This is a genomic window from Rahnella sp. P4_A8, from assembly GCF_056402435.1.
Map to the genome: position 1 here is coordinate 1 of NZ_JBFUHK010000060.1, position 21,063 is coordinate 21,063.

The 21,063-nt window shown below is 51.8% G+C and carries 27 protein-coding genes and 1 other annotated feature; of the genes, 6 read left to right on the forward strand and 21 right to left on the reverse strand.

Annotated elements, in window-relative coordinates; translation table 11 throughout:
- The 17 genes from AC1DUO_RS20075 to AC1DUO_RS20155 form a co-directional block, all read right to left on the reverse strand.
- Nucleotides 1–99: phage major tail tube protein (locus tag AC1DUO_RS20075; RefSeq protein WP_477988466.1), on the reverse strand; the 99-nt coding region annotated here is incomplete at its 3' end.
- A 14-nt stretch (nucleotides 100–113) separates the two neighbouring features.
- On the reverse strand, nucleotides 114–1,283 hold the full coding sequence (locus AC1DUO_RS20080) for a phage tail sheath protein (RefSeq protein ID WP_477988456.1): 1,170 nt from the start codon (nucleotides 1,281–1,283) through the stop codon (nucleotides 114–116).
- Nucleotides 1,284–1,453: 170 nt separating this feature from the next.
- Nucleotides 1,454–2,485 carry a phage tail-collar fiber domain-containing protein gene (locus AC1DUO_RS20085; RefSeq protein ID WP_131638637.1) on the reverse strand — a complete coding sequence of 344 codons (1,032 nt, stop codon included), beginning with the start codon at nucleotides 2,483–2,485 and terminating at the stop codon, nucleotides 1,454–1,456.
- Nucleotides 2,475–3,089 (reverse strand): phage tail protein I, encoded by a 615-nt coding sequence (locus tag AC1DUO_RS20090; RefSeq protein WP_013574048.1) that lies wholly within the window; start codon nucleotides 3,087–3,089, stop codon nucleotides 2,475–2,477. Before AC1DUO_RS20090 ends, AC1DUO_RS20085 begins: the two co-directional genes overlap by 11 nt.
- Nucleotides 3,082–3,990, reverse strand: coding sequence for a baseplate assembly protein (locus AC1DUO_RS20095; protein WP_448311845.1), 909 nt, complete (start codon nucleotides 3,988–3,990; stop codon nucleotides 3,082–3,084). Before AC1DUO_RS20095 ends, AC1DUO_RS20090 begins: the two co-directional genes overlap by 8 nt.
- A gap of 5 nt (nucleotides 3,991–3,995) precedes the next feature.
- Nucleotides 3,996–4,346, reverse strand: a complete 351-nt coding sequence (locus tag AC1DUO_RS20100) for a GPW/gp25 family protein (protein WP_013574050.1) — start codon at nucleotides 4,344–4,346, stop codon at nucleotides 3,996–3,998.
- Entirely contained in the window at nucleotides 4,343–4,984 is a 642-nt protein-coding gene (locus AC1DUO_RS20105; RefSeq protein WP_112152135.1) for a phage baseplate assembly protein V, read from the reverse strand. The genes AC1DUO_RS20100 and AC1DUO_RS20105 overlap by 4 nt, the downstream gene beginning before the upstream one ends.
- A gap of 81 nt (nucleotides 4,985–5,065) precedes the next feature.
- The gene (locus AC1DUO_RS20110; protein ID WP_013574052.1) at nucleotides 5,066–5,527 is read right to left on the reverse strand and encodes a phage tail protein; all 462 of its coding nucleotides are present in this window, start codon (nucleotides 5,525–5,527) and stop codon (nucleotides 5,066–5,068) included.
- Nucleotides 5,490–5,738, reverse strand: a complete 249-nt coding sequence (gene lysC / locus AC1DUO_RS20115) for an Rz1-like lysis system protein LysC (RefSeq protein WP_228389011.1) — start codon at nucleotides 5,736–5,738, stop codon at nucleotides 5,490–5,492. The genes AC1DUO_RS20110 and lysC overlap by 38 nt, the downstream gene beginning before the upstream one ends.
- Entirely contained in the window at nucleotides 5,620–6,048 is a 429-nt protein-coding gene (gene lysB / locus AC1DUO_RS20120; protein ID WP_013574053.1) for an Rz-like lysis system protein LysB, read from the reverse strand. The genes lysC and lysB overlap by 119 nt, the downstream gene beginning before the upstream one ends.
- Nucleotides 6,049–6,558, reverse strand: coding sequence for a lysozyme (locus AC1DUO_RS20125; protein ID WP_223510142.1), 510 nt, complete (start codon nucleotides 6,556–6,558; stop codon nucleotides 6,049–6,051). It abuts the gene before it with no gap.
- On the reverse strand, nucleotides 6,539–6,760 hold the full coding sequence (locus tag AC1DUO_RS20130) for an HP1 family phage holin (RefSeq protein ID WP_013574055.1): 222 nt from the start codon (nucleotides 6,758–6,760) through the stop codon (nucleotides 6,539–6,541). The genes AC1DUO_RS20125 and AC1DUO_RS20130 overlap by 20 nt, the downstream gene beginning before the upstream one ends.
- A complete protein-coding gene (locus AC1DUO_RS20135) occupies nucleotides 6,751–6,954 on the reverse strand; it encodes a tail protein X (protein ID WP_013574056.1) in 204 nt (67 codons plus the stop codon). The genes AC1DUO_RS20130 and AC1DUO_RS20135 overlap by 10 nt, the downstream gene beginning before the upstream one ends.
- 211 nt (nucleotides 6,955–7,165) lie before the next feature.
- Nucleotides 7,166–7,360 carry a hypothetical protein gene (locus AC1DUO_RS20140; RefSeq protein ID WP_013574057.1) on the reverse strand — a complete coding sequence of 65 codons (195 nt, stop codon included), beginning with the start codon at nucleotides 7,358–7,360 and terminating at the stop codon, nucleotides 7,166–7,168.
- Nucleotides 7,361–7,508: 148 nt separating this feature from the next.
- Entirely contained in the window at nucleotides 7,509–9,401 is a 1,893-nt protein-coding gene (locus AC1DUO_RS20145; RefSeq protein ID WP_477988461.1) for a replication endonuclease, read from the reverse strand.
- Between the two features lie 93 nt (nucleotides 9,402–9,494).
- Nucleotides 9,495–9,716 carry a TraR/DksA C4-type zinc finger protein gene (locus AC1DUO_RS20150; RefSeq protein ID WP_013574059.1) on the reverse strand — a complete coding sequence of 74 codons (222 nt, stop codon included), beginning with the start codon at nucleotides 9,714–9,716 and terminating at the stop codon, nucleotides 9,495–9,497.
- Nucleotides 9,716–9,991 (reverse strand): DUF5347 family protein, encoded by a 276-nt coding sequence (locus tag AC1DUO_RS20155; protein WP_037034122.1) that lies wholly within the window; start codon nucleotides 9,989–9,991, stop codon nucleotides 9,716–9,718. The genes AC1DUO_RS20150 and AC1DUO_RS20155 overlap by 1 nt, the downstream gene beginning before the upstream one ends.
- A gap of 132 nt (nucleotides 9,992–10,123) precedes the next feature.
- On the opposite strand from AC1DUO_RS20155, the gene AC1DUO_RS20160 reads away from it, so the two are divergent.
- The 3 genes from AC1DUO_RS20160 to tyrA all read left to right on the forward strand — a co-directional run bounded on the left by AC1DUO_RS20160 (nucleotide 10,124) and on the right by tyrA (nucleotide 13,207).
- A complete protein-coding gene (locus tag AC1DUO_RS20160) occupies nucleotides 10,124–10,714 on the forward strand; it encodes a helix-turn-helix domain-containing protein (RefSeq protein WP_013574061.1) in 591 nt (196 codons plus the stop codon).
- A 288-nt stretch (nucleotides 10,715–11,002) separates the two neighbouring features.
- Complete coding sequence (locus AC1DUO_RS20165; protein ID WP_013574062.1) at nucleotides 11,003–12,079, forward strand: 3-deoxy-7-phosphoheptulonate synthase; 1,077 nt, start codon at nucleotides 11,003–11,005, stop codon at nucleotides 12,077–12,079.
- Nucleotides 12,080–12,085: 6 nt separating this feature from the next.
- Nucleotides 12,086–13,207: a bifunctional chorismate mutase/prephenate dehydrogenase gene (gene tyrA, locus AC1DUO_RS20170; protein WP_013574063.1), complete on the forward strand. Its 1,122-nt coding sequence runs from the start codon at nucleotides 12,086–12,088 to the stop codon at nucleotides 13,205–13,207.
- A 77-nt stretch (nucleotides 13,208–13,284) separates the two neighbouring features.
- Here the strand turns inward: tyrA and pheA are convergent, their stop codons facing one another.
- From pheA to bamD, 4 genes are all read right to left on the reverse strand, one after another.
- Nucleotides 13,285–14,439, reverse strand: a complete 1,155-nt coding sequence (pheA, locus tag AC1DUO_RS20175) for a bifunctional chorismate mutase/prephenate dehydratase (protein ID WP_013574064.1) — start codon at nucleotides 14,437–14,439, stop codon at nucleotides 13,285–13,287.
- Between the two features lie 53 nt (nucleotides 14,440–14,492).
- Nucleotides 14,493–14,617: a sequence feature (Phe leader region), on the reverse strand.
- Nucleotides 14,569–14,616: a hypothetical protein gene (locus AC1DUO_RS20180; RefSeq protein ID WP_369794779.1), complete on the reverse strand. Its 48-nt coding sequence runs from the start codon at nucleotides 14,614–14,616 to the stop codon at nucleotides 14,569–14,571. It overlaps the preceding feature by 48 nt.
- Nucleotides 14,618–14,750: 133 nt before the next feature.
- Nucleotides 14,751–15,095, reverse strand: a complete 345-nt coding sequence (raiA, locus tag AC1DUO_RS20185; RefSeq protein ID WP_013574065.1) for a ribosome-associated translation inhibitor RaiA — start codon at nucleotides 15,093–15,095, stop codon at nucleotides 14,751–14,753.
- A gap of 281 nt (nucleotides 15,096–15,376) precedes the next feature.
- Entirely contained in the window at nucleotides 15,377–16,111 is a 735-nt protein-coding gene (bamD, locus tag AC1DUO_RS20190) for an outer membrane protein assembly factor BamD (RefSeq protein WP_013574066.1), read from the reverse strand.
- Between the two features lie 130 nt (nucleotides 16,112–16,241).
- Here bamD and rluD point away from each other — a divergent pair, with 130 nt between their 5' ends.
- The 3 genes from rluD (at nucleotide 16,242) to clpB (ending at nucleotide 20,660) form a co-directional block, all read left to right on the forward strand.
- On the forward strand, nucleotides 16,242–17,219 hold the full coding sequence (rluD, locus tag AC1DUO_RS20195) for a 23S rRNA pseudouridine(1911/1915/1917) synthase RluD (RefSeq protein WP_037034119.1): 978 nt from the start codon (nucleotides 16,242–16,244) through the stop codon (nucleotides 17,217–17,219).
- Nucleotides 17,219–17,956, forward strand: a complete 738-nt coding sequence (gene yfiH, locus AC1DUO_RS20200) for a purine nucleoside phosphorylase YfiH (protein WP_126124628.1) — start codon at nucleotides 17,219–17,221, stop codon at nucleotides 17,954–17,956. Before rluD ends, yfiH begins: the two co-directional genes overlap by 1 nt.
- 130 nt (nucleotides 17,957–18,086) lie before the next feature.
- Nucleotides 18,087–20,660, forward strand: a complete 2,574-nt coding sequence (gene clpB / locus AC1DUO_RS20205; protein WP_153376040.1) for an ATP-dependent chaperone ClpB — start codon at nucleotides 18,087–18,089, stop codon at nucleotides 20,658–20,660.
- Nucleotides 20,661–21,063 lie beyond the last annotated feature (403 nt).

Here is a 21,063-nt window from a genome sequence, read left to right on the forward strand (position 1 = left end):
ACGGGTGAGTTTCGGCAGCGTCAGTGAGGAGACCAGACCGAGGTAGCTGTTCCCGTCATTAAACAGGTTCAGGTATTTCAATTTCTTAGGAAGTGCCATGAGTTTTTGTCTCCTTAGCTGTTTACGGACGCGGCAAAGTTCACCAGGTAAGAGTCGGTGATACGCTGGCGCAGGGTCAGATCTTCCAGTGGAGGAACCGGAGTGTAGTCGTAATCGATATACAACTTACCGGCCTTCAGAGTTTCAGCGGTGTTCGCGGTTTCGTCATACCAGCAGTCGCCGTCAATGATGTAACCCGCTGATTTCATTTCGCGCATTTTGGCTTTGATGCCGTCAATCATGTCGCGCACCAGTGTCGGGGTCATTGGTTTATCGACCGCCCACATGTGCGCTTCGGCCATGGTGTCGGCCAGAACCTGCGCTGTACGGGTGTAGTTTTCGAACAGGAACAGTGTGTCATCGCTGCAGGTCCGGTTGCCCCAGAAACGGAAACCGTCTTTGCGCACCAGTGTTGTCACACAGGCTTCGTTCAGCAGATCCGCGTCGGTACCCGTTGCCTGCAAATCCCAGAAGACACTGGCGGACAGGCCGGTAACACCGTTAACGCCGACGTTGGATAAGGTTTTATGCCAGCCAGTGTCCTGGTCAATTTTGGCGCGTAAACCCAGAGCGCGGGCGGTGGCATAAGCGATATCAGACTGGCTGGTGGTGGTATTCCAGTTAACAAAGTCTGGCCAGATCAGCATCAGCTCGCGCTGGCTGAAGTTGGCGCGGTATTTGATCGCATCAGAAATGGTTTTTGCACCATAAACGCTGACATAACCGAACGCACGCAGCTGCTGACAAACACCTGCCAGCGCGGTCGCGACAGCCTGATTATCCAGACCAGGAACACCCAGAATACGAGGCTTCACGCCCAGCTCTGCCTGCGCAGAAAGCAGCGCTTTCATACCGGTGTAACGGCCATTGGCATCAGAACCGCCAATGATGTTGCTGGTGGTTGCGGCTTCATCTTCACCCGTGGCGACACGTACCACGACGGTGACCGGTTTACACTGGTCTGCAATTGCCAGAAGCGCGGCACGCAATGTTCCGCTGGTGCCCGCTTTACCGCTGGCCGCCAGAACGTCAGTGATCAGAACCGGGGTATTCAAAGGGAAAACAGTCGCATCCGCATCTTCTGCGGTACAAACCATGCCGATAATTGCTGTGGAAACGGTGGAAATAACGCGGGTGCCGTCGTTGATTTCGACAACACGCACGCCGTGATGATAATCAGCCATCAGGGTGACTCTCTCTGTTGTGGGTGGTAAAGCAAGGATGCCGGTTCGCAACAGAAAGCGCATTTGATCAGGGGCGTGGGGGCGGTGGCACAACAGAGAGGGGAAATAAAAAAGAGATAATAATAATTATCTCTTTGCACAGGTCCGGAAGTTTTTACGTTTTAAGAGGATCAGGCTGCCCGAACAATATAATTAAAAGCGATATTACGAGGACGCATAGTGATCCATACACCAGCAGGATTTGTCAAACCGGAGGATGATTGTACGGCGGTCATGCTGTTGTCCGCCAAGATGGAGCCAAGAGTAGTGTTGGCTGGGCTTTTCGCTCCTGCGGGCTGTAAAGTGCTAGCTGAGTCAGCGGCAACAAACGAAGTGCCTATTGTTGCTCCGGCCGCTGTCTCATCGACTCCGAAGTAATCCAGCGCCGCGGTTCTGATCCCGGTAGCTCCCTGAGCGCCATAGATCACTCGTCCGGTATCAACTCCTCGGCCATCATCCCAACCACGAATAAACTCGCCTCGCAAATCAGGCAACAAACCCAGTGGGTAAACAGCGGCGAGCTTAGGATATTTTGCTTTATCAAACGCAGCGCCATTACATTTTAACCAACCAGCCGGTGGAGTTGCTGTCGGCCAGGGAAGGGGGATACCAACCGGTATTTCATATTGTGGATGAGGCGAAGCTGCCGCCAGGTGAGCAGCCATAAGGCTGTCTGCATAGGCCTTAACCTCAATGACTTTATCATCGACATATTTGCGTGTTGCCAGTACCACAGACGGATCAATTTTCAGCGTGACCGCGTCCGTGCTGTTTACCACTAAAATCATACGAACCGTCTGCGTCCGGCCACTGCCTTCCTGTAACTGGGGTTTATAGGTTTCAGGGCAGTTGGCGATAGCAATCAGCGTATTGTCCTGATCAAATAAGCCAATTTCTCGGATCCAGAATCCGCCCTGATCCTCAGGGATAATTTGTTCGGCGATAATCTGATTAGTATTTGCCGGATCAACACTCAGTGAATTGAGCGCCGCCCGGCGTTTTTCGCCAATTAATTGCGTTTGAGCAGGGTCCGGTGTTGGCAGGGTACCGCCGCCATCACCGACCGCCATTTGGGCCAGGCTGAGTTGCGTACCCAGCGCCGTCGCATTGGCCAGTTTCGCTGCGCCCAGATTGGTCAGCAGGGCATAATATTTAGCTGTCATAATTCACTCTCAGGTTGTCGATTAAATGGATTGCTGAACCGGTAAACGCGGATCCGGATGCTGTAATGGTTTCGGGGAAATACGGATAAACCGTCAGTTCTTCTCCGTCGTAAGTCGCTGCTGCTATATAAAAATTACCCGTGACATCCAGATTGATGGAGAGACCGTTCAGATGGCGGCTGCAGGGTTTGGCATCGGTGATCAGACGTTCGAGTTCCTGATACATTTCTTCCGTGATGCCCGTTTCAAGCACGCCGACATCGAGGCGAAAAGTGCCCGGAATATCGTTGGTCTGCCACCATTCGGTGACGCGAATTAAATATCCCAGCGGTTCAACGACCCGCCGCAAAGCCCCGATAGTTCCTTTATGTTTATGAACGAACCAGGCCGCGCTAACTGCAGAGCGTTTCGCCGGTTCGGTCCAGTTTTCATCCCAGCGATCGACCGAAAATGACCAGGCAAGATAAGGCAGCAGCTCCAGCGGACAGGTATCAGGATCCCAGAGTTCACGCAGAGGAACGCTGAGATTACCGATGTGCGATAGCGCCTGTGCGGCCGCAACTTCAAGCTGAGTGGAACCCGAGGGTAACAGACGATCACTCATCCGAGCCTCCCACTGTCAGTGAGTAACCGGTACAGAGTGACGCCTGAGTTTTATCAAGCACGATATCCGCCAGCGGTGACGACAGCTCTACCCGCTGAACGCCCTCAACGTGCAAAGCGGCATAAATTGCAGAAAGCCGGATATCGCGACCTAACCGGCTTTGCGTGTTGATGTAGGTTTTCAGCTGCGCTTCAGACGCCGCACGGACGGGCTCAATTTCGGGCGTAGGCAAAACATACAGCACGGCATCAATCTGATAAGGCACAATCTCAGCTGCCTGTACTGTGACGCGATCGGCAACCGGTCGGACATCTTCATCGTTCAGGGCTTTCTCCACGGCAATGAGCAAATCACTGGAGGCAACGCCGTCGTTATCACGTGACAAAATAGTGACGGTCACTTCAGCGGGCGACGGGCTGATTGCCGATGCATCCGCAATGCGCCCGTCTGCCGAGCGCGCATGATATTCGTAAGCGCCGGTCGGGCCGGCCACGCTCAACCCTTCGAACGCCTGAGGGATGCGCAGACGTAAATCACTATCGGCTTCCAGAATGGCAGCCGTTGGCGGGATGGTGGTGTTATCCGCTGGCTGTAAAACCAGGCGCTGAACATTAAAATTCGCCGCCAGCTGATCCAGATCGCTTCCCGTCGCATACGCCACCATCACGGCGCGGGCGGATTCGTTAACTCGCTGGCGCAGGATCAGTTCGCGGTAGGCATTCTCCTGCAACAGTTTGACCAGCGGTTCGGATTCCAGCGTCAGCGTGCGGCTGATGGCCTCCTGCTGATCGGCTGGATAGAGCGAAATCAGCGTCGTTTTACGTTCTTCAAGCAGGGTTTCATAATCCAGTTGTTCGACCACATCGGGGGCCGGTAACTGGCTCAAATCGATCGTTGCCATAAGTGTCAGCTCACAGGAATATTCAGGGAAAAATCCGTTGCCGTGTCGTTACGGCTTCCGGTCAGTTCCACCACCATCTTGCCGGTGTAATCGGTCTCGAAAGTGATGGCATTCAGTGAAATGCGGGGTTCCCACTGCAACAATGCGGTGTAGCAAATTGCCATCATCTGCAGTTGCAGTGCGCCGTTTTGCGGCTGGTCGATCAGCTCAGAAAGTAACGAACCGTAATTGCGGCGCATCACTCTGGAACCGACCGGTGTATTCAAAATGTCGCTCACGGACTGGCGGATATGGTCGAGATCTTCGATAGCCATACCGCTGTTTCTGTTCATCCCCAGGTACTTGGGATTGCTCATTGCGGGCCTCCTGTCTGACCGCCGCCGGTCTGAACACCGCTGTGGCGGTGAGTGTGCACAACGATGCCGTTGGATGTCAGGCTGCCGCCGCTGTGGGTTAAGTTGCCGGTCAGCGTGCCGCCTTGTTTCACCTCGAGAGATCCGGTAGTCAGTTTGCTGGTGCAAACTACTTCCGGCGTGTCGAGCGTGATGCGGGTGCTGGCGGTACAGCGGATTTCGGGTGCGGTCACCTCAACCTTTTGCGCTGCGTTAATCACGGCTGTTTTAATTCCCGTCACTTTCAGAGCGCTTTGTGCCGGTTCGTATTCAAAAACTGCGCCGTCCGGGAAGGCCAGATGAAAGGCGTCCGGCGAGGCTGATGGGGCGGGCGAAGCTTCAGAGAATACTGCCGGTAACACGAATGCCGTATTAAGCTCGCCGCCCATCGAGAGCAGCAAAACCTGTTCACCGACGGAGGGCGCCCACCAGCTGCGCGTACGTCCGGCGCGATGCGTCATCCACGGCAGCCAGGCTGTCACGTTGCTGCCCGTTTTGACGCGGCAGCGGGCGTTGGCAAGATCCAGTTCGGAGACTTTGCCGATGCGTACCAGATTGCCAATCAGCCGCATTATGTCGTTGAGTTGAAGAGTCGTATTCATGGGATAAAGGATGCCGTTTCAGAGGGTTGAGCGACAACCGGTGACCGTTCGCCAGCGGCTGACACAACAAGGTTTATCGGGTTACACCGTCCAGCTGCTGATCAGTTCGCCGTTGAGATAAACCTGACGCGGCAGCGCCACATTTTCTGGCAGTGGCGGTTCCGGGAGATGAGTGATGGTGCGCACCTCATCCTTGTCACTTACCTGGACGCGTTCTGTCAGTTGCAGCACCAGAGCGAGGCTTCGTTCCTGCTGAGTGAAGGTAAAATCATTTAGCCGGTGCAAGGCGTTGCCGAGAATTTCAGGCTGATTAACCTGCAGCCAGTCGAGAACGGTGACCACGGCCAGATCGACCAGCGTTTCGCTGAGCGCGTCGTCAGTGATCGTCACTGTCAGCGGATAGCGGTACTCAAAAGAAAGCGAAGGTGCAGATGTGGCCACCACATTGCCCGGCCCGGTGGCAATCACCAGTTTTTCAGGCGTAGCCGCAAGCAAGGGGATCTGTTCAATCAGCCGTTGTTGCAATTGAATCGGTTTTTGCATGTTGTGCCTCCTGACACTTTTTGATGGCTTCAATTTGTAAGCCGCAATCCATCAGCGCGGACTCCAGCTGAAGAATGTCGGTACTCAGATCTTCATTGGTGGCCGGTTTGCTGGCCGGAATAGGGCATGAGCTGACCGCCGGACAGCCAACGTAAATAATCGCTGGCGGAGCTGAAGGCGGGACGCTGGTGCAACCGGTTGATATCAGCAGGCAGACTGCTGTCAGCCCACTGACGGGTTTGCGGATCATCATGGAGGCTCCTCTGCCTTTGTTGCTCACGGCTTTGCATCACTTGCCGGGCGGTGTTCAGGTCTTCGCGTAACGCCAGTTCAGCTTGCTCGCGCTGGCGCATTTGCTGGTTCAGTGTGGCGATCAACTGCTCGCGTTGTTGTAACTGTGTAATCAGGGCATCGCGTTGCTGACTGGCATTGTTGAGGTCGTGCTGTAATGAGCGATTGGAAAGCAACAGGATGGCGACCAGTAAAACCATCCCCGCCAGAAGTGCTGTTAACAGACGCATTCAGACTCCTTTCAGGCAGAGAGTACGTTCGGCATTTCGCCTGCGTTCCAGACCCCGGTTGCGTTCGCCATTAACGAAAACCCACCGTGGCAACTGGTCGCAGGCTTGTTGCCACTGCTGCTGGTTGATGAAAAACGCCAGTGTTGATTTACAGGCGGCACCGGTGCCGACGTTAAAACTGAAGGACACCACGGCATCAAAAACCGGTTGCGGCATGATCACCGGCATACATTTTTTTACGGCGCGCTCTGTCTGCTGAATATCCCCCAGCAGATTTTCAGCGGCCTGATGTTCGGTGACTTCCTGTGCCGGTTTAACGCTGGCCGTATGACCGATGCCGCTGGTCCATACGCCAGCGTTGCATTGATAGGGTTGCAGCTGACAGCCTTCAAAATCGGTGATCAACCGCAGACCCTCTTCTGACACCTGCAAGGAGCTGTAGCCTGGCAGTGCTGCCATCAGCCCCAGGACCACGGCGGCACTACAGCGTTTAAGAGTTGAGGTTTTCATAGTCGTCTTTGCTCAGACCTTTACGTGCCAGCAACTGATAGCTTTTGCGCCGGTAGTACCAGTTGATCAAAAACGTGCCGACGCCAACTGCTGAGCCGACCAGAAAGGCGACGTCCTGCGATGTCAGACTGGCGAGCCAGGTCAGCGAAGTGGCGATGAAATAGGCGCAGCCTGAACTGATGCGCTCCGTATTCAGTCCCATAATTTGATCGTTTCCTGAACCGGTTGTTCTGCAATGTCGGGCATAAAGACGGCTGTGCCGTGAGGTAATAACGGGCCTAAATCCGCGATGCCAATATTGGCGGCATACACTTTTTCGACGACGAGTGCCGTGCGGTTGTAATAGCGCCAGCAAAGAGAATCGAGGGTATCGCCCTGTTCTGCATAGACTTTCATGAACTTTCTCCACAAGTGAGTGAAATCGTCAGGAGGTGAGTTCAGTCTGCGCAATAGCACTCCGGGCGGCAATCTGAGTGGGATGTGAAACAGCTGGCACAACAGGTAAGCAGACAGCGAAGAGAGGGAAAGGGCGGGGCGCTTAGTCCGGAGGGAAACCGGTCGGGCAAGCGCCAGTAATGTTGGCTACTACCGCCGCAGGATCTGGCAATCAGTGGGTGTCGTCAGTGCTCCCGTTGCAATACACAACGTCCTGGTTCTCGTCAGTCAGCGCCTGGCTGGCCAGCTCTGAGATCAGTGACATCACGACCAGGAATTCTTTTGGATTGCATTGCGCCGTCTGCGAAATGTCTGCGATCAATTGTATCCTGGACAACGTTAACTGTTGTTTAGTCAGGTTTTCCATTTTCTCCCCTCGCCAGATACTGTGTTTATATACAGTATTCTTTAATTGATCTGATACGTCAACAGCCAGAGTATTTTAAAATTTATAATCCATTGAATTTATGTATGAATTTTTATTGGCGCGGTTTTTGTATCAATGACTGACTTTGTCAGGCGGGAGGCGATCCACAGTTATTGACAGAACTCCAAGGTATACGAATCTTCGATATTTCCGTATAAGAAGGCCGGTGACGGACAATCCGCCACTGTGCAGTGTGTGTCAGAAAAATATGAGAGATGCCCAGATGAGGGGCATAAATGCCGATGACTTTATTGCGGGGCTCGTCGTAGGCATTTTTCTCCTCGCTGAGTTGACGGGCAACGCGAACCGTTTGCGCCTTGCGGGGAATGTGAATACCACCCTGTGCCTGAATATAACGGGCGAAATCACCTTCATCGGCAGCGCTGCGCACGTTTTCAACCCGTGCGTCAAAACGGCTGGTCAGATTCTGGTGGCGGATCCGCCTGCATTCTCGCCAGGCGCCGACCGAGGGAATACCGATGGCGTGGAATTGTGGGATCCGCCACGTCGAGGCCCAGGAGGTGACCGCAGTGGCGATATCTGTCAGCAAGCGTCCAGAGTCAAAATCGGTTTCGCCATCGAGCGCGTATCCATCGATATTCTTGGCGACGTATTTCGCGATATATCCGGCTGCGCCACCCCGGTTTAGCGGCTTGCAATTGAAACGTGACTCAGCGGCACCCGGTTCATCCGAATCTTCTTCAAGAGCATAACGGCGCATAACCTCTGTCACTTTTTGCTGCTGATCCTGCGGTGTGAACAACATCATGTGCCAGTGCGGCGTGCCGTCATGATGCGGTTCGACGACGCGTACGCCGTAAACTTTCAGGTTCCGGTCTTTAAAAGTGGTACGGATTTTTGCCCAGACAGCCACCAGATAACGCTGCGCATCTTTGGGGGTAAACGCGTGCTGATCCCATTTCTGGTTAAAAACGGGTGATGAACCGGTGCCAGTCGTTTTTAGCGGATGGTATTTTGACGGCGTGGTCAGCGTGATAAACAGGCCGCAGTCCCGCTGCTGGTCAGCAACATCTTCGACGCCGGCGATCAGCGTCATCAGTTCCATACGACGAAGTTTGGGATTGGAAATGCTGGCCAATACGGTATCCAGCAAACTCAGCGTTTCACCGGATTCAACATTTTCGAGCTGGCACTGTTTCAGGTAGTTGATGGCGGATAAGCGGCGTGATACCACGTCACGGATGGCGTTTTTACTGGCATAAGGCGATGTCGCGCGGCTGACATAACCGCAGGCAATCATCAGGGATTCCCGCCACAAACGCTGTTTTGAACGCAGCTGTTTTTCCCACCATTCGCCGCTGACCAGACGTGAAATGCTTGCGACAGCCGAATGCGTTGTCATACGGCCTTTTTGCCATTTCTGCCAGTAAAGAGGTTGTACGCGGCAGGAACGTGCCATCGCGGCGACATGGCTGTAAATTTCCTGCTGTGTGCTGTCGCGCAACAAAATGCCGGGTTCGTCAGGACGGTTTTTCAGCCAGCATTCACAGTGATATTCATAGGCATCCTGCATTTGCACGGCAAGTTTGTTGGCCAGCCTTCTCAGACCGTCATCATTAAGATCGGGCAAGCGGTTAAACATTTCTTCTTCAGTGAGTAGCTTTTGCGAGATTTGACGATTCAGTGTGTTTCGCGCATTTACCAGCTTAATACGCGGCCATACGCGTTGCGTGAAAACTGTCATCAGGAAATGGAACGCCGCGCGTACTCCTTTAGTTTCCAGTAAAAATGTATACCGCTGATATAACGGCGTGCGCACGCAACGGGGCAGTGCTGCCAGCTGAGAAAGGGCCGTTTGCTGGCGCTGACAAAAGTCACGGGTCAGTGGTTTTTCCAGCGGGCTGCTGAGCGCTGCGCGGGGGGCATTCCACCACCAGGTACCCGCAAAATATTGCCCTGGTGTCCGGTTAAATGCAGGTGGGGGCGAAGGGATTGTTCTGCCTCTGATATTCTCTGACATACATTTATTCCGAAAAATAAAATAGAAAATCCTCTCCGGAAATAATATTATTTCCAGCGTGATGATTAATTTAAATAATATTAATTAGACTTTTTATACGGGGCGGTAATTCTTTCTTTTAATCTCCTCAATTTCCTGACATTCAATACATCGCTGTACACCGGGGATGATTTTCCTGCGTGGCTCCGCAATCGGAGAATCACAATCCACGCAGAAGAAGGCCGACAGTGCAGGCCGGGTACGGGTTGCCTGCGTAATCTGCGCTTCGAGGATTTTTAACTGATACTCCTGCGATTCATCTATCCAGTCTGCCATCAGTAAAGTTCTCCTTTAAATATCGCCGTGAAGTGGCGAAGTGATAATAATGCCTGCATTATTTTCATTTTTTCCTCATTATTTAATTGTGAATATGTCAGTAAGGTATGATGGCGTTTAAGACCGGCGTGAAAACATAATGTGAGTTTCCATTTTTCAGGAGCCTGATCATAAATAACCTCAACCTGATTCTTACTCTGAACGAAATAAGTTTCTTTCAGATGAGCGATATGGCGCAGGCCGGTCTGGCGCTGCTGCTCTGTTCCTAAAAACATCGCGTCTCCTTATTTCTCCACGACGCCGTAAATTTGGTATCATGGTCGTCTGTCGGTACATTACATAATCAATCTAAACTTGCATTTGCGAGTTGTCAAGATGATATTTACAGATTCAGGGGTTTTCGCCAGATGCAATTAGATGAACTTGAAGGTGGAAAAGCTGTTCTGACGCGTATGCTTCAGGCTTACGGCTTTAGCATGCAGAAGGAACTGGGGGATCTGTATGGATTATCATCTGGCACGATAAGTACCTGGGTAAGAAGAGATTATTTCCCCGGTGATGTGGTCGTGGCCTGTGCGCTGGATACCGGCGTCTCGTTGCGCTGGCTGGCAACGGGCAAAGGCGCGATGCAGGATGCAAGCTCTTCGGCTGCCGTGGCGTCAGGTGAAATCCGTCAGCTTAAAAAATTGAGATTGCGCGGCGGGGAGCTTGAGGAAGAAGGCCTCTGGACGGTTGACCCTTCGCTATTGGACGATTCGCTGGCGCAGCCTGCGTATATCGTGAAAGGCAATCATTCATGGATTATCGATCTGGGCAGCACACATCCCGGCAATGGTCGCTGGCTGTTGGACATTGATGGTGATCTGGACGTTTATGATGTGGCCCGTATTCCTGGTAACCGTCTGAGCGTGACGCGTCAGGAAAGCCATTTCGAGTGTGGCGTGGATGAAGTGACTGCTTTAGGGCAGGTATTTATTACCCTGGATCGTAATCTGTAAATTTCGTCTCCTCAGCAGCTCCCTGTTGCTGAGGGCATTTCTGACGTTGTTCTCCTTTCCTCCCCTGAAATTCCTTTTTCACCGCTGACAAACCGTGTGTAATATTTACGGTACATCCTTTTCGTCTGATCCGCTTTTTATGTAAAGTTAACTTTCCGTTGTCTGCATATCAATGGTGAAATGGTAATGTTAAGTTTACAACTAAGGCTTGCTAAGTTTACGTGCTGTGTTAATGTTGTCCGCAGATGCCGCCGTGGCAGCCCATTTTCCTTATAACGGAACACGATCATGCAAAAAGACGCCCTGAATAATGTTCATATTACTGCTGAACAAATCCTTATCACTCCTGAAGAGCTGAAAAACCGTTTTCCTTTAAGCGTCAGCGACGAAAACAGTATTTCCGAAGCACGTAAAACCATCGCGGATATCGTCCATGGTCGTGATCCTCGTCTTCTGGTGGTGTGTGGCCCTTGCTCAATTCATGACGTGGATGCGGCGCTGGATTACGCGCGTCACCTGAAAACACTGGCGGCCGAACTCAGCGATCGTTTGTACATCGTGATGCGTGTTTACTTTGAAAAGCCGCGGACCACTGTCGGCTGGAAAGGGTTAATTAACGATCCGCACATGGACGGCACGTTTGATGTGGAAGCGGGTCTGCACATTGCCCGTGATTTGTTGCTGCAACTGGTTGGCATGGGTTTACCGCTGGCGACAGAAGCGCTGGATCCCAACAGTCCGCAATACTTAGGTGATCTGTTCAGCTGGTCAGCAATCGGTGCGCGTACGACCGAATCTCAGACTCACCGCGAAATGGCGTCTGGTTTGTCAATGCCGGTGGGCTTCAAGAACGGGACTGACGGCAGCCTGGGTACGGCGATCAATGCGATGCGTGCTGCAGAAATGGCGCACCGCTTTGTGGGGATCAATCAGGCCGGTCAGGTTTGCCTGTTGCAGACTCAGGGCAACCCGGACGGGCATGTGATTTTGCGCGGCGGCAAAATGCCAAACTACAGCGAGCAGGACGTTCAGGCCTGTGAAAAACAGATGGCCGATGCGGGACTCCATCCTTCCTTGATGATAGATTGCAGTCACGGTAACTCAAACAAAGACTATCGTCGCCAGCCTGTCGTGGCTCAGTCTGTCATCGATCAGATTAAAGCCGGTAACCGCTCTATCACGGGGCTGATGCTGGAAAGTCATCTGAACGAAGGCAGCCAGTCTTCTGAACAACCGCGTTCAGAAATGAAATACGGTGTGTCTGTTACGGATGCCTGCATTAACTGGGAAACCACGGAAAACCTGCTGCGCACGATGCATCAGGAACTGGGCGACGCGCTGGCGGCACGAATCGCAGGAGAGTAAGTTTTTATGGTGGCAGAACTTAACGCGTTGCGCGATCAGATCGACGACGTTGATAAAGCGTTGTTAGATCTCTTATCACGGCGTCTTGCGCTGGTGGCAGAAGTCGGGGAAGTCAAAAGTCGTTATGGTTTGCCGATTTATGTCCCTGAACGGGAAGCGGCAATGCTGGCTTCACGCCGTCAGGAAGCGCAGAACCTCGGTGTTCCGCCCGATCTGATTGAAGATGTATTGCGCCGCGTGATGCGTGAGTCCTACTCAAGCGAAAACGATAAAGGCTTCAAAACATTGCATCCGGCATTGCGCCCGGTGGTGATTATTGGCGGAAACGGGCAGATGGGGCGCTTGTTCACTCGTCTGCTTGAACTTTCCGGTTATCAGGTAAAAGTGCTGGAGCAGGAAGACTGGCCGCAGGCAGAAACATTACTGGCGGATGCCGGAATGGTGATTGTCAGCGTACCGATCCATCTGACTGAAGAAGTGATCGCACGTCTGCCAAAACTGCCGGATGACTGTATTCTGGTGGATCTGGCGTCAGTGAAAAATCGTCCGCTGCAGGCGATGCTGGCGGTGCATGAAGGTCCGGTGCTTGGCTTGCATCCTATGTTTGGGCCGGATGTCAGCAGCCTGGCAAAACAGGTTGTGGTGTACTGCGATGGTCGTGAACCTCAGGCCTATCAGTGGTTGCTGGAGCAGTTACAGGTCTGGGGTGCTCGCCTGCATAAAATCAGTGCGGTCGAGCACGACCAGAACATGGCGTTCATTCAGGCGTTACGCCACTTTGCAACGTTTGCTTATGGCATGCATTTATCAGAAGAAAACGTTGAAATCGAACAGTTGCTGGCTCTGTCTTCACCGATCTATCGCCTCGAACTGGCGATGGTTGGTCGCTTGTTTGCACAGGATCCGCAGCTTTACGCTGATATTATTATGTCGTCAGAAAGTAATCTGGCGCTGATCAAACGTTACTATCAGCGTTTTGGCGATGCACTTGCTCTGCTGGAAACGGGTGATAAACAGGCGTTTATCGATAAGTTCAGGCAGGTTGAGCACTGGTTCGGTGATTATGCACCGCGTTTCCTGAAAGAAAGTGGTGCGTTACTCCGTCAGGCCAACGACAATCGCAAGTAAGCTTTTCGGAAATGCTGTCTGTAAATGAAAAGAAGGGCGTTGCAGTTGTATGCAGCGCCCTTTTTGTTTGTGGAAAATTACAGGTCGACGGAAACGACGTTTTCGCTTGGATAACAGCCGAGAACTTTCAGCGAGCGTGTGATTGGAGCCAGATCCTTCAGCGCCTTTTTCATCTCTTCTGAACGCAGGTTTGCCTGCACATCGATATAAAACATCTCTTCCCACGGATTACCGTTGATCGGACGTGATTCCAGCTTGGTCATGATGATGCCCTGATCACGCAGCACCAGAAGCGCGTTCACCAGCGCCCCCGCTTGCTGGCCAGTGGCCATAATCAGCGTGGTTTTAGCCGGGACCTGGTCTGTCACTTCAATGGCTTTGCGCGCCAGAATAATGAAGCGGGTGATGTTTTCCTGCTGGTTCGCCAGGTTGTGTTCGAGCACCTGCAATTTGTACAACGCGCCACCGGCTTCGCTGCCCAGCGCAGCCACGTGCGGAGAATTGGCTGCCGCCACTTTCTCCATCGCCGCCGCAGTGCTTTCGCAGTATTCAATTTTCCAGTGAGGGAAGCGGTTAATGAACTGGCTGCATTGCTGGAAGGGTTGCGGATGGCTGTAAACCGTCTGAATCTGAGATAAATCCGTGTCTGCCGCCACCAGAACGCAATGATCGATAGGGTTTGTCAGCTCGCCCACAATCGACAAACTGGTGTGTTGCAACAGGTCATAAACATCATTGATTGAGCCGGAACTGGTATTTTCAATCGGCAATACCGCGTAATCAGCCTGGCCGGTTTCAACCTGAGAAAAGATATCCTGGAATTTCTGGCAGCCACATTCGATGAACTGGTCGAAATGACGTGCGGCAAACTGACGGGCGGCGAGATGTGAATATGAACCTTTCGGACCGAGGAAAGCGATGCGGGCTGAATCAGAAGAGGTTTTATTCAGATGTTGCTGCAGGAGTGCCTGCTGTGTGAGAACGGAATCTTCAATGATTAGCTGATAAACGCGGGTGATATAATGACCGTCCAGCCCCTGTTTTTTCCCTTCCTGAATCAGTGTGTTAATCAGTTCGGCTTCGCGTTCTTTATCGCGGATAGGGCGGTGAGAGTGCATTTTGGATTGCGCGACCTCAATCGCCATCGTACGTCGTTCTGCCAGCAGGGCCAGCAATTTCAGGTCTAATGCGCTGATGCGTTCGCGCAGAGCCAGTAATGAGTTCTCGGTCATGTTATTACCCTTTTAGATGTTCTTTCTTTCAGCAAAATGTGTAAAACGCAGGCATAAAAAAAGCCCCCTTTTCAGGAGGCTTTGTTGTTCGTCTTCGCATTCATTCTTTCGCGACGAAACGCCTCCCAATCAGGGGAAGGTAAAAAAGAATGCGAAGAAAAACAGACGGGTATTCATGTATACGTTGTTTCCATAAGTTTGAGCAGAGTCTTAAAGTAACCGCTGGGTTTTCCCTGTGTCAATAAGATTCCTTCAGACACAAAAAACGCGCCCCTCAGAGCGCGTTGTTACTGACATGCCGGATAACCCGGTTATTCCTCTTCTTCCTGCACCGGTTCCAGATTGAGTTCTTTGACGCCGGACTCTGCACGGCGGGCCTCACCTTTATGCTGCGCTTTATTGAGCTGGCGCTCGAGTTTGGTCGTCATTTCGTTAATCGCAGCGTACATATCATCGTGCGTAGCACTGGCAACCAGTTTTCCGTTTGGTGTACTGATGGTCGCATCGGCGACAAATCCCTGAGGTTCTTTCGACAGGATTATGTGTGGGTTAATGAGCTGAGTTTGCCATTTATCCAGTTTTTTCAGACGCCCTTCGATGTGTTCACGAATCGCGGGGGTGATGTCCATTTGTTTACTGGTAATGTTGACTGTCATATAACTTACCTCTCTTCTTTCCGTCTCCGATGAATCCAACATACCAGCCTTTTTTACGAAATGCGTCCCTAAACTCGCGGTTTTTTGTCACTTTTTGTCAATGTTGAAGTTTATGTGACTCAGGGTAATTAATGGCCGGAAAGGCCTTGAGACTTCATTCAGGAGCAGGCATGATTGATGGGATCAGTACGTTATTCTTTCCTGTGTTTCTGCAATTATCCCCTAAAAAGAGCCAAAAAAAACGGCAGCCTGAGCTACCGTTTGTCCACGGACATGTAAAATTATGCTGCGCTGTTGGCGGCAATAATTTTCGCGACTTTATCAGCCTGAGTGTTCAGCTGCAGTTCRCGGTAGGCGTTTTCCATCAACGGCAGCGCATCATGCGTTGCTTTCGTATCCGGATAATCTTTCAGCATTTGTTCTACACGGTTAACGACAGCGACGTAAGCACCGCGTTTAGTGTAGTATTGCACCACTGACAGCTCGTATTTCGCCAAACGATCTTTCAGGAATACCAAACGTTTAGTCGCGTCAGTGGCGTACTGGCTGTTTGGATACGTGTGGATCAACTGGCTGAAATCACGGAATGCTGCACGTGCATGCTGTGGATCACGGTCTGAACGATCAACACCGAAAAATCCTTGCAGGGCACTGTCATCCAACGCCATATCCGTTAAACCACGCATATACATGACGTAGTCGATATTCGGATGTGTTGGGTTCAGACGCATAAAGCGATCAATAGAAGCCTGAGCCATAGGCAAGTCAGCAGACTTGTAATAGGCATAAATCAGATCTAACTGAACTTGCTGCGAGTAAGGCCCAAACGGATAGCGGTTATCCAGCGCTTCTAATTGCGCAATAGCGCCTTTAAAGTTACCGTCCTGCAGCTTTTGCTGGGCAGTGGCATAAAGGACGTTAGGCGGGTTATCGGGAACCGTTTCTTTGGAACTGGAGCAACCGACCAGCGCCAGGCTCAACGTGGCTGCTGCCACCAGATATTTCACACGCGTCATGACGTTTTGATTATCCTCAGGTGTTATTCTGGGAGACTGTCCGTTAAGCTCCCGACAAAGACCAGCTACAATAGCACATTATTTTAAACGGCATCGCCGTGAAAACCCAACGTTAACCAAGAAGCTGCATATGGCACAACAAGTACAACTCACCGCAACGGTGGCCGAATCTCAACTCGGTCAACGGTTAGATCAGGCTTTGGCCGAATTGTTCCCTGATTATTCAAGATCTCGCATAAAAGATTGGATCCTTGAAGACAGGGTCACGGTCAATGGCAAAAAAGTGACCAAACCAAAAGAAAAAGTGTTGGGTGGCGAGGCTATCGCAATCGATGCGCAAATTGAAGAAGAAGCGCGTTGGCTGCCACAAGATATCGCTTTAGATATCGTGTATGAAGATACTGATATTTTAGTCATCAATAAACCCCGTGATCTGGTTGTTCATCCGGGCGCCGGGAATCCTGATGGCACGGTACTGAATGCGCTGCTGCATTATTACCCTGCAATTATTGATGTACCGCGCTGCGGCATCGTGCATCGCCTGGATAAAGATACCACCGGTCTGATGGTGGTGGCGAAGTCGGTGCCTGCACAAACGCACCTGGTGACCGCACTTCAGGCCCGCGAAATTACCCGCGAATATGAAGCCGTGGCGATTGGTACAATGACGGCAGGCGGCACAGTGAATGAGCCGATTGCGCGCCATTCCACCAAGCGTACGCATATGGCGGTTCATCCGACTGGCAAACCGGCGACGACACACTATCGCATCATGGAGCATTTCCGTGCTCATACGCGTCTGCGCTTGCGTCTGGAGTCCGGTCGTACACACCAGATCCGCGTGCATATGGCGCACATTAACCATCCTCTGTTAGGCGATCAACTGTATGGTGGCCGTCCACGTCTGCCAAAAGGTGCTTCAGAACCGTTCATTAATATGCTGCGCGGATTCGATCGTCAGGCTCTTCACGCTACCATGCTGCGTCTTTATCATCCGGTCACTGGTATTCAGATGGAATGGCATGCGCCACTTCCGCAGGATATGGTTGACCTGATCAATGCGCTTAAAGCGGATACCGAAGAGTTCAAGGACCAGATGAACTGGTAATGAGCGTGCTTATCCAGCCTCAGTGGCCGCAACCGGCATCGGTGCGGTCATGTGCGACAACCCGCGAAGGAGGCGTCAGTCTGCCTCCTTACGGTTCGCTTAACCTCGGCAGTCATGTCGGGGATTCTCCTGAGCATGTTGCGCTGAACCGCCAGCGGTTGATCGCGCTGGGCGGTCTGCCTGCTTCGCCACACTGGCTTGAGCAGGTTCATGGCACCGACGTGGTTCGTTTATCATCGCAAACTCCCCTTATTCCGACACAGATTGCCGATGCGGCCTATACCCGCGAGCCAGGCGTTGTCTGTGCAGCAATGACAGCCGATTGTTTACCGGTTCTGTTTTGCAGTAAAAACGGCGATGAAGTCGCTGCAGCTCATGCGGGCTGGCGGGGATTGTGTGCGGGTGTATTAGAAAATACAGTGGCCTGTTTTGAAGCGACTCCCGGGGACGTGATGGCATGGATGGGACCGGCGATTGGCCCTTCTCATTTTGAAGTTGGCGGCGAAGTTCGCGAAGCCTTTATGGCTGTGGACTCTGCCGTATCCGTCGCTTTCAGACCTGCAGGTGCCAAATTCATGGCCGACATTTACCAGCTTGCACGGTTTCGCTTGCAAGCTGCGGGCATCACCGCCCTCTACGGCGGTGAATATTGCACTGTGACAGACAGCAACAAATTTTACTCTTATCGGCGCGACGGAATTACCGGACGGCTGGCAAGTTTAATTTGGCTGATATAACCTATCGAATCAAGACGATCCATCACGCATAACAGCTGTCCTCTGAATATACTGCCAAGATAACCTTGAAAACGTGAGGGTTGACCTCATCTAATCTCCAGTAGCAATTTTGTTCAGTATTGGAGGTGTTATGCGTCTGGATCGTCTTACCAGCAAATTCCAGCTTGCCCTCGCGGATGCTCAGTCACTCGCGCTCGGGCGCGACAATCAATTTATCGAACCTGTTCACCTGATGAGTGCTTTGCTTACTCAGGAAGGCGGAACCGTACGTCCTTTATTAACGGCGGCTGGGATAGATACCCAGAAACTGCGCACGGACGTTGATCAGGCTTTGGGGCGTTTGCCGCAAGTTGAAGGTACCGGCGGTGATGTTCAACCATCCCATGAGCTGGTACGTGTTTTAAATCTTTGTGACAAGCTGGCACAACAACGTGCCGATACTTTCATCTCTTCAGAACTGTTTGTTCTGGCCGTGATGAAAGACCACGGCTCTTTAACGGATCTGTTAAAAGCCAGCGGTACAACGGCCGAGAAAATCACAGCGGCTATCGATCAAATGCGTGGGGGTGAGAAAGTGGATGACCAGAATGCCGAAGACCAGCGTCAGGCATTAAAAAAATTCACTATCGATCTGACCGAACGTGCCGAGCAGGGCAAACTGGATCCGGTCATCGGTCGTGATGAAGAAATTCGCCGGACTATTCAGGTTCTGCAACGTCGTACCAAAAATAACCCGGTGCTGATTGGTGAGCCAGGTGTCGGTAAAACCGCGATTGCGGAAGGACTGGCACAGCGCATCATTAATGGTGAAGTGCCGGAAGGTCTGAAAAATAAACGTGTGCTTTCATTAGACATGGGTGCATTGGTTGCCGGTGCCAAGTATCGCGGTGAATTTGAAGAACGTCTGAAAGGCGTGCTGAGTGATCTGGCTAAACAGGAAGGCAACGTCATTCTGTTTATCGACGAATTGCATACCATGGTCGGTGCGGGTAAAGCCGATGGCGCAATGGATGCCGGCAATATGCTGAAACCGGCTCTGGCGCGTGGTGAACTTCACTGTGTAGGTGCGACGACATTAAATGAATATCGTCAGTTCATCGAGAAAGATGCGGCGTTAGAGCGTCGTTTCCAGAAAGTGTTTGTTGCCGAGCCTTCTGTTGAAGACACCATCGCTATCTTGCGTGGTCTGAAAGAACGCTATGAGCTGCATCACCATGTACAGATTACTGACCCGGCTATCGTTGCAGCAGCCACATTGTCGCAGCGTTATATCTCGGATCGTCAGTTACCGGATAAAGCAATCGACCTTATAGATGAAGCGGCATCCAGCATTCGTATGCAGATGGACTCTAAACCGGAGTCTCTGGACCGTCTCGATCGCCGTATTATCCAGCTCAAACTGGAACAGCAGGCGCTGAAAAAAGAGTCTGATGATGCCAGTGTGAAACGTCTGGAAATGCTGGAAACCGAACTGAGCCAGAAAGAGCGTGAATATTCTGAGCTGGAAGAAGAGTGGAAAGCTGAGAAAGCATCCCTGACCGGCACGCAGAATATTAAAGCCGAGCTGGAGCAGGCAAAGATTACGCTTGAACAGGCTCGCCGCGTTGGCGATCTGGGCCGTATGTCAGAATTGCAGTACGGTAAAATCCCGGAACTGGAAAAACAGCTGGCAGCGGCGACTCAGGCAGACGGTAAAACCATGAAGCTGCTGCGCAACCGTGTAACAGATGTGGAAATTGCCGACGTGCTGGCGCGCTGGACCGGTATTCCGGTTGCCCGGATGCTTGAAAGTGAACGTGAAAAACTGCTGCGTATGGAAGAAGAACTTCATAACCGTGTGATTGGCCAGAACGAGGCGGTAGAAGCAGTATCGAATGCCATTCGTCGTAGCCGCGCAGGATTGTCAGATCCAAACCGTCCGATCGGGTCATTCCTGTTCCTCGGTCCGACCGGTGTGGGTAAAACAGAGCTGTGTAAAGCGCTGGCGACATTCCTGTTTAACAGCGATGACGCGATGGTTCGCATCGATATGTCAGAGTTTATGGAAAAACACTCCGTTTCACGTCTGGTCGGTGCGCCTCCGGGTTATGTCGGTTATGAGGAAGGGGGTTACCTGACCGAAGCGGTTCGTCGTCGTCCTTACTCTGTCATCTTGTTAGATGAAGTTGAGAAGGCGCACCCGGATGTCTTCAACATCTTATTGCAGGTGCTGGATGACGGCCGTTTAACTGACGGGCAGGGGAGAACAGTTGATTTCCGCAACACGGTTGTCATTATGACCTCTAACCTGGGCTCTGACATTATTCAGCAGCACTTCGGTGAGGCCAGCTATGCGCAGATGAAAGCGTCGGTAATGGAAGTGGTCACACACAGCTTCCGTCCGGAATTCATCAACCGTATAGATGAAGTGGTTGTGTTCCATCCGCTGGGTCATGCGCATATCAAGAATATCGCCAAGATCCAGCTGGCACGTTTGTATAAACGCTTAGAAGAACACGGCTACACGGCAACGCTGACCGATGCGGCGCTGGAACTGCTGGGTAACACAGGATTTGACCCGGTTTATGGTGCGCGTCCATTGAAACGTGCCATCCAGCAGGAGATTGAGAACCCGCTGGCTCAGCAAATCTTGTCTGGCAAGCTGATCCCAGGCAAACCAATTACTGTCGATGTGGAAGATGATCACATCATCGCAAGACAGTAAATAGATAAATAGCGGCCTTATAACGGGCTCCGGAGTCATTCGGAGCCCGTTTTTTATGCATTACTTGTGTGTTACTTATTCATTTGGTGAATTTATGAACGCTTGGTAGGAAAAGTGAAATTAGCCCTTGCGGCCTGCTGAGAACTCCCTATAATGCCGCTCCATCGACAGGGAACAACGTGAACAACATCACGAAGTAACCGGGTCGGAAAGATTAAAAACAGTGATGACCGGATAAAATAAACGGTTGACACTGAATGAGGAAAGCGTAATATACGCCACCTCGAGTTAGTAAGCGAAAGCGCGTAACTCACTGCTCTTTAACAATTTATCAGACAATCTGTGTGGGCACTCACAAGACGATATCAGCCACTTCGGTGGCAAAAAATATCAAGTCTTAGAG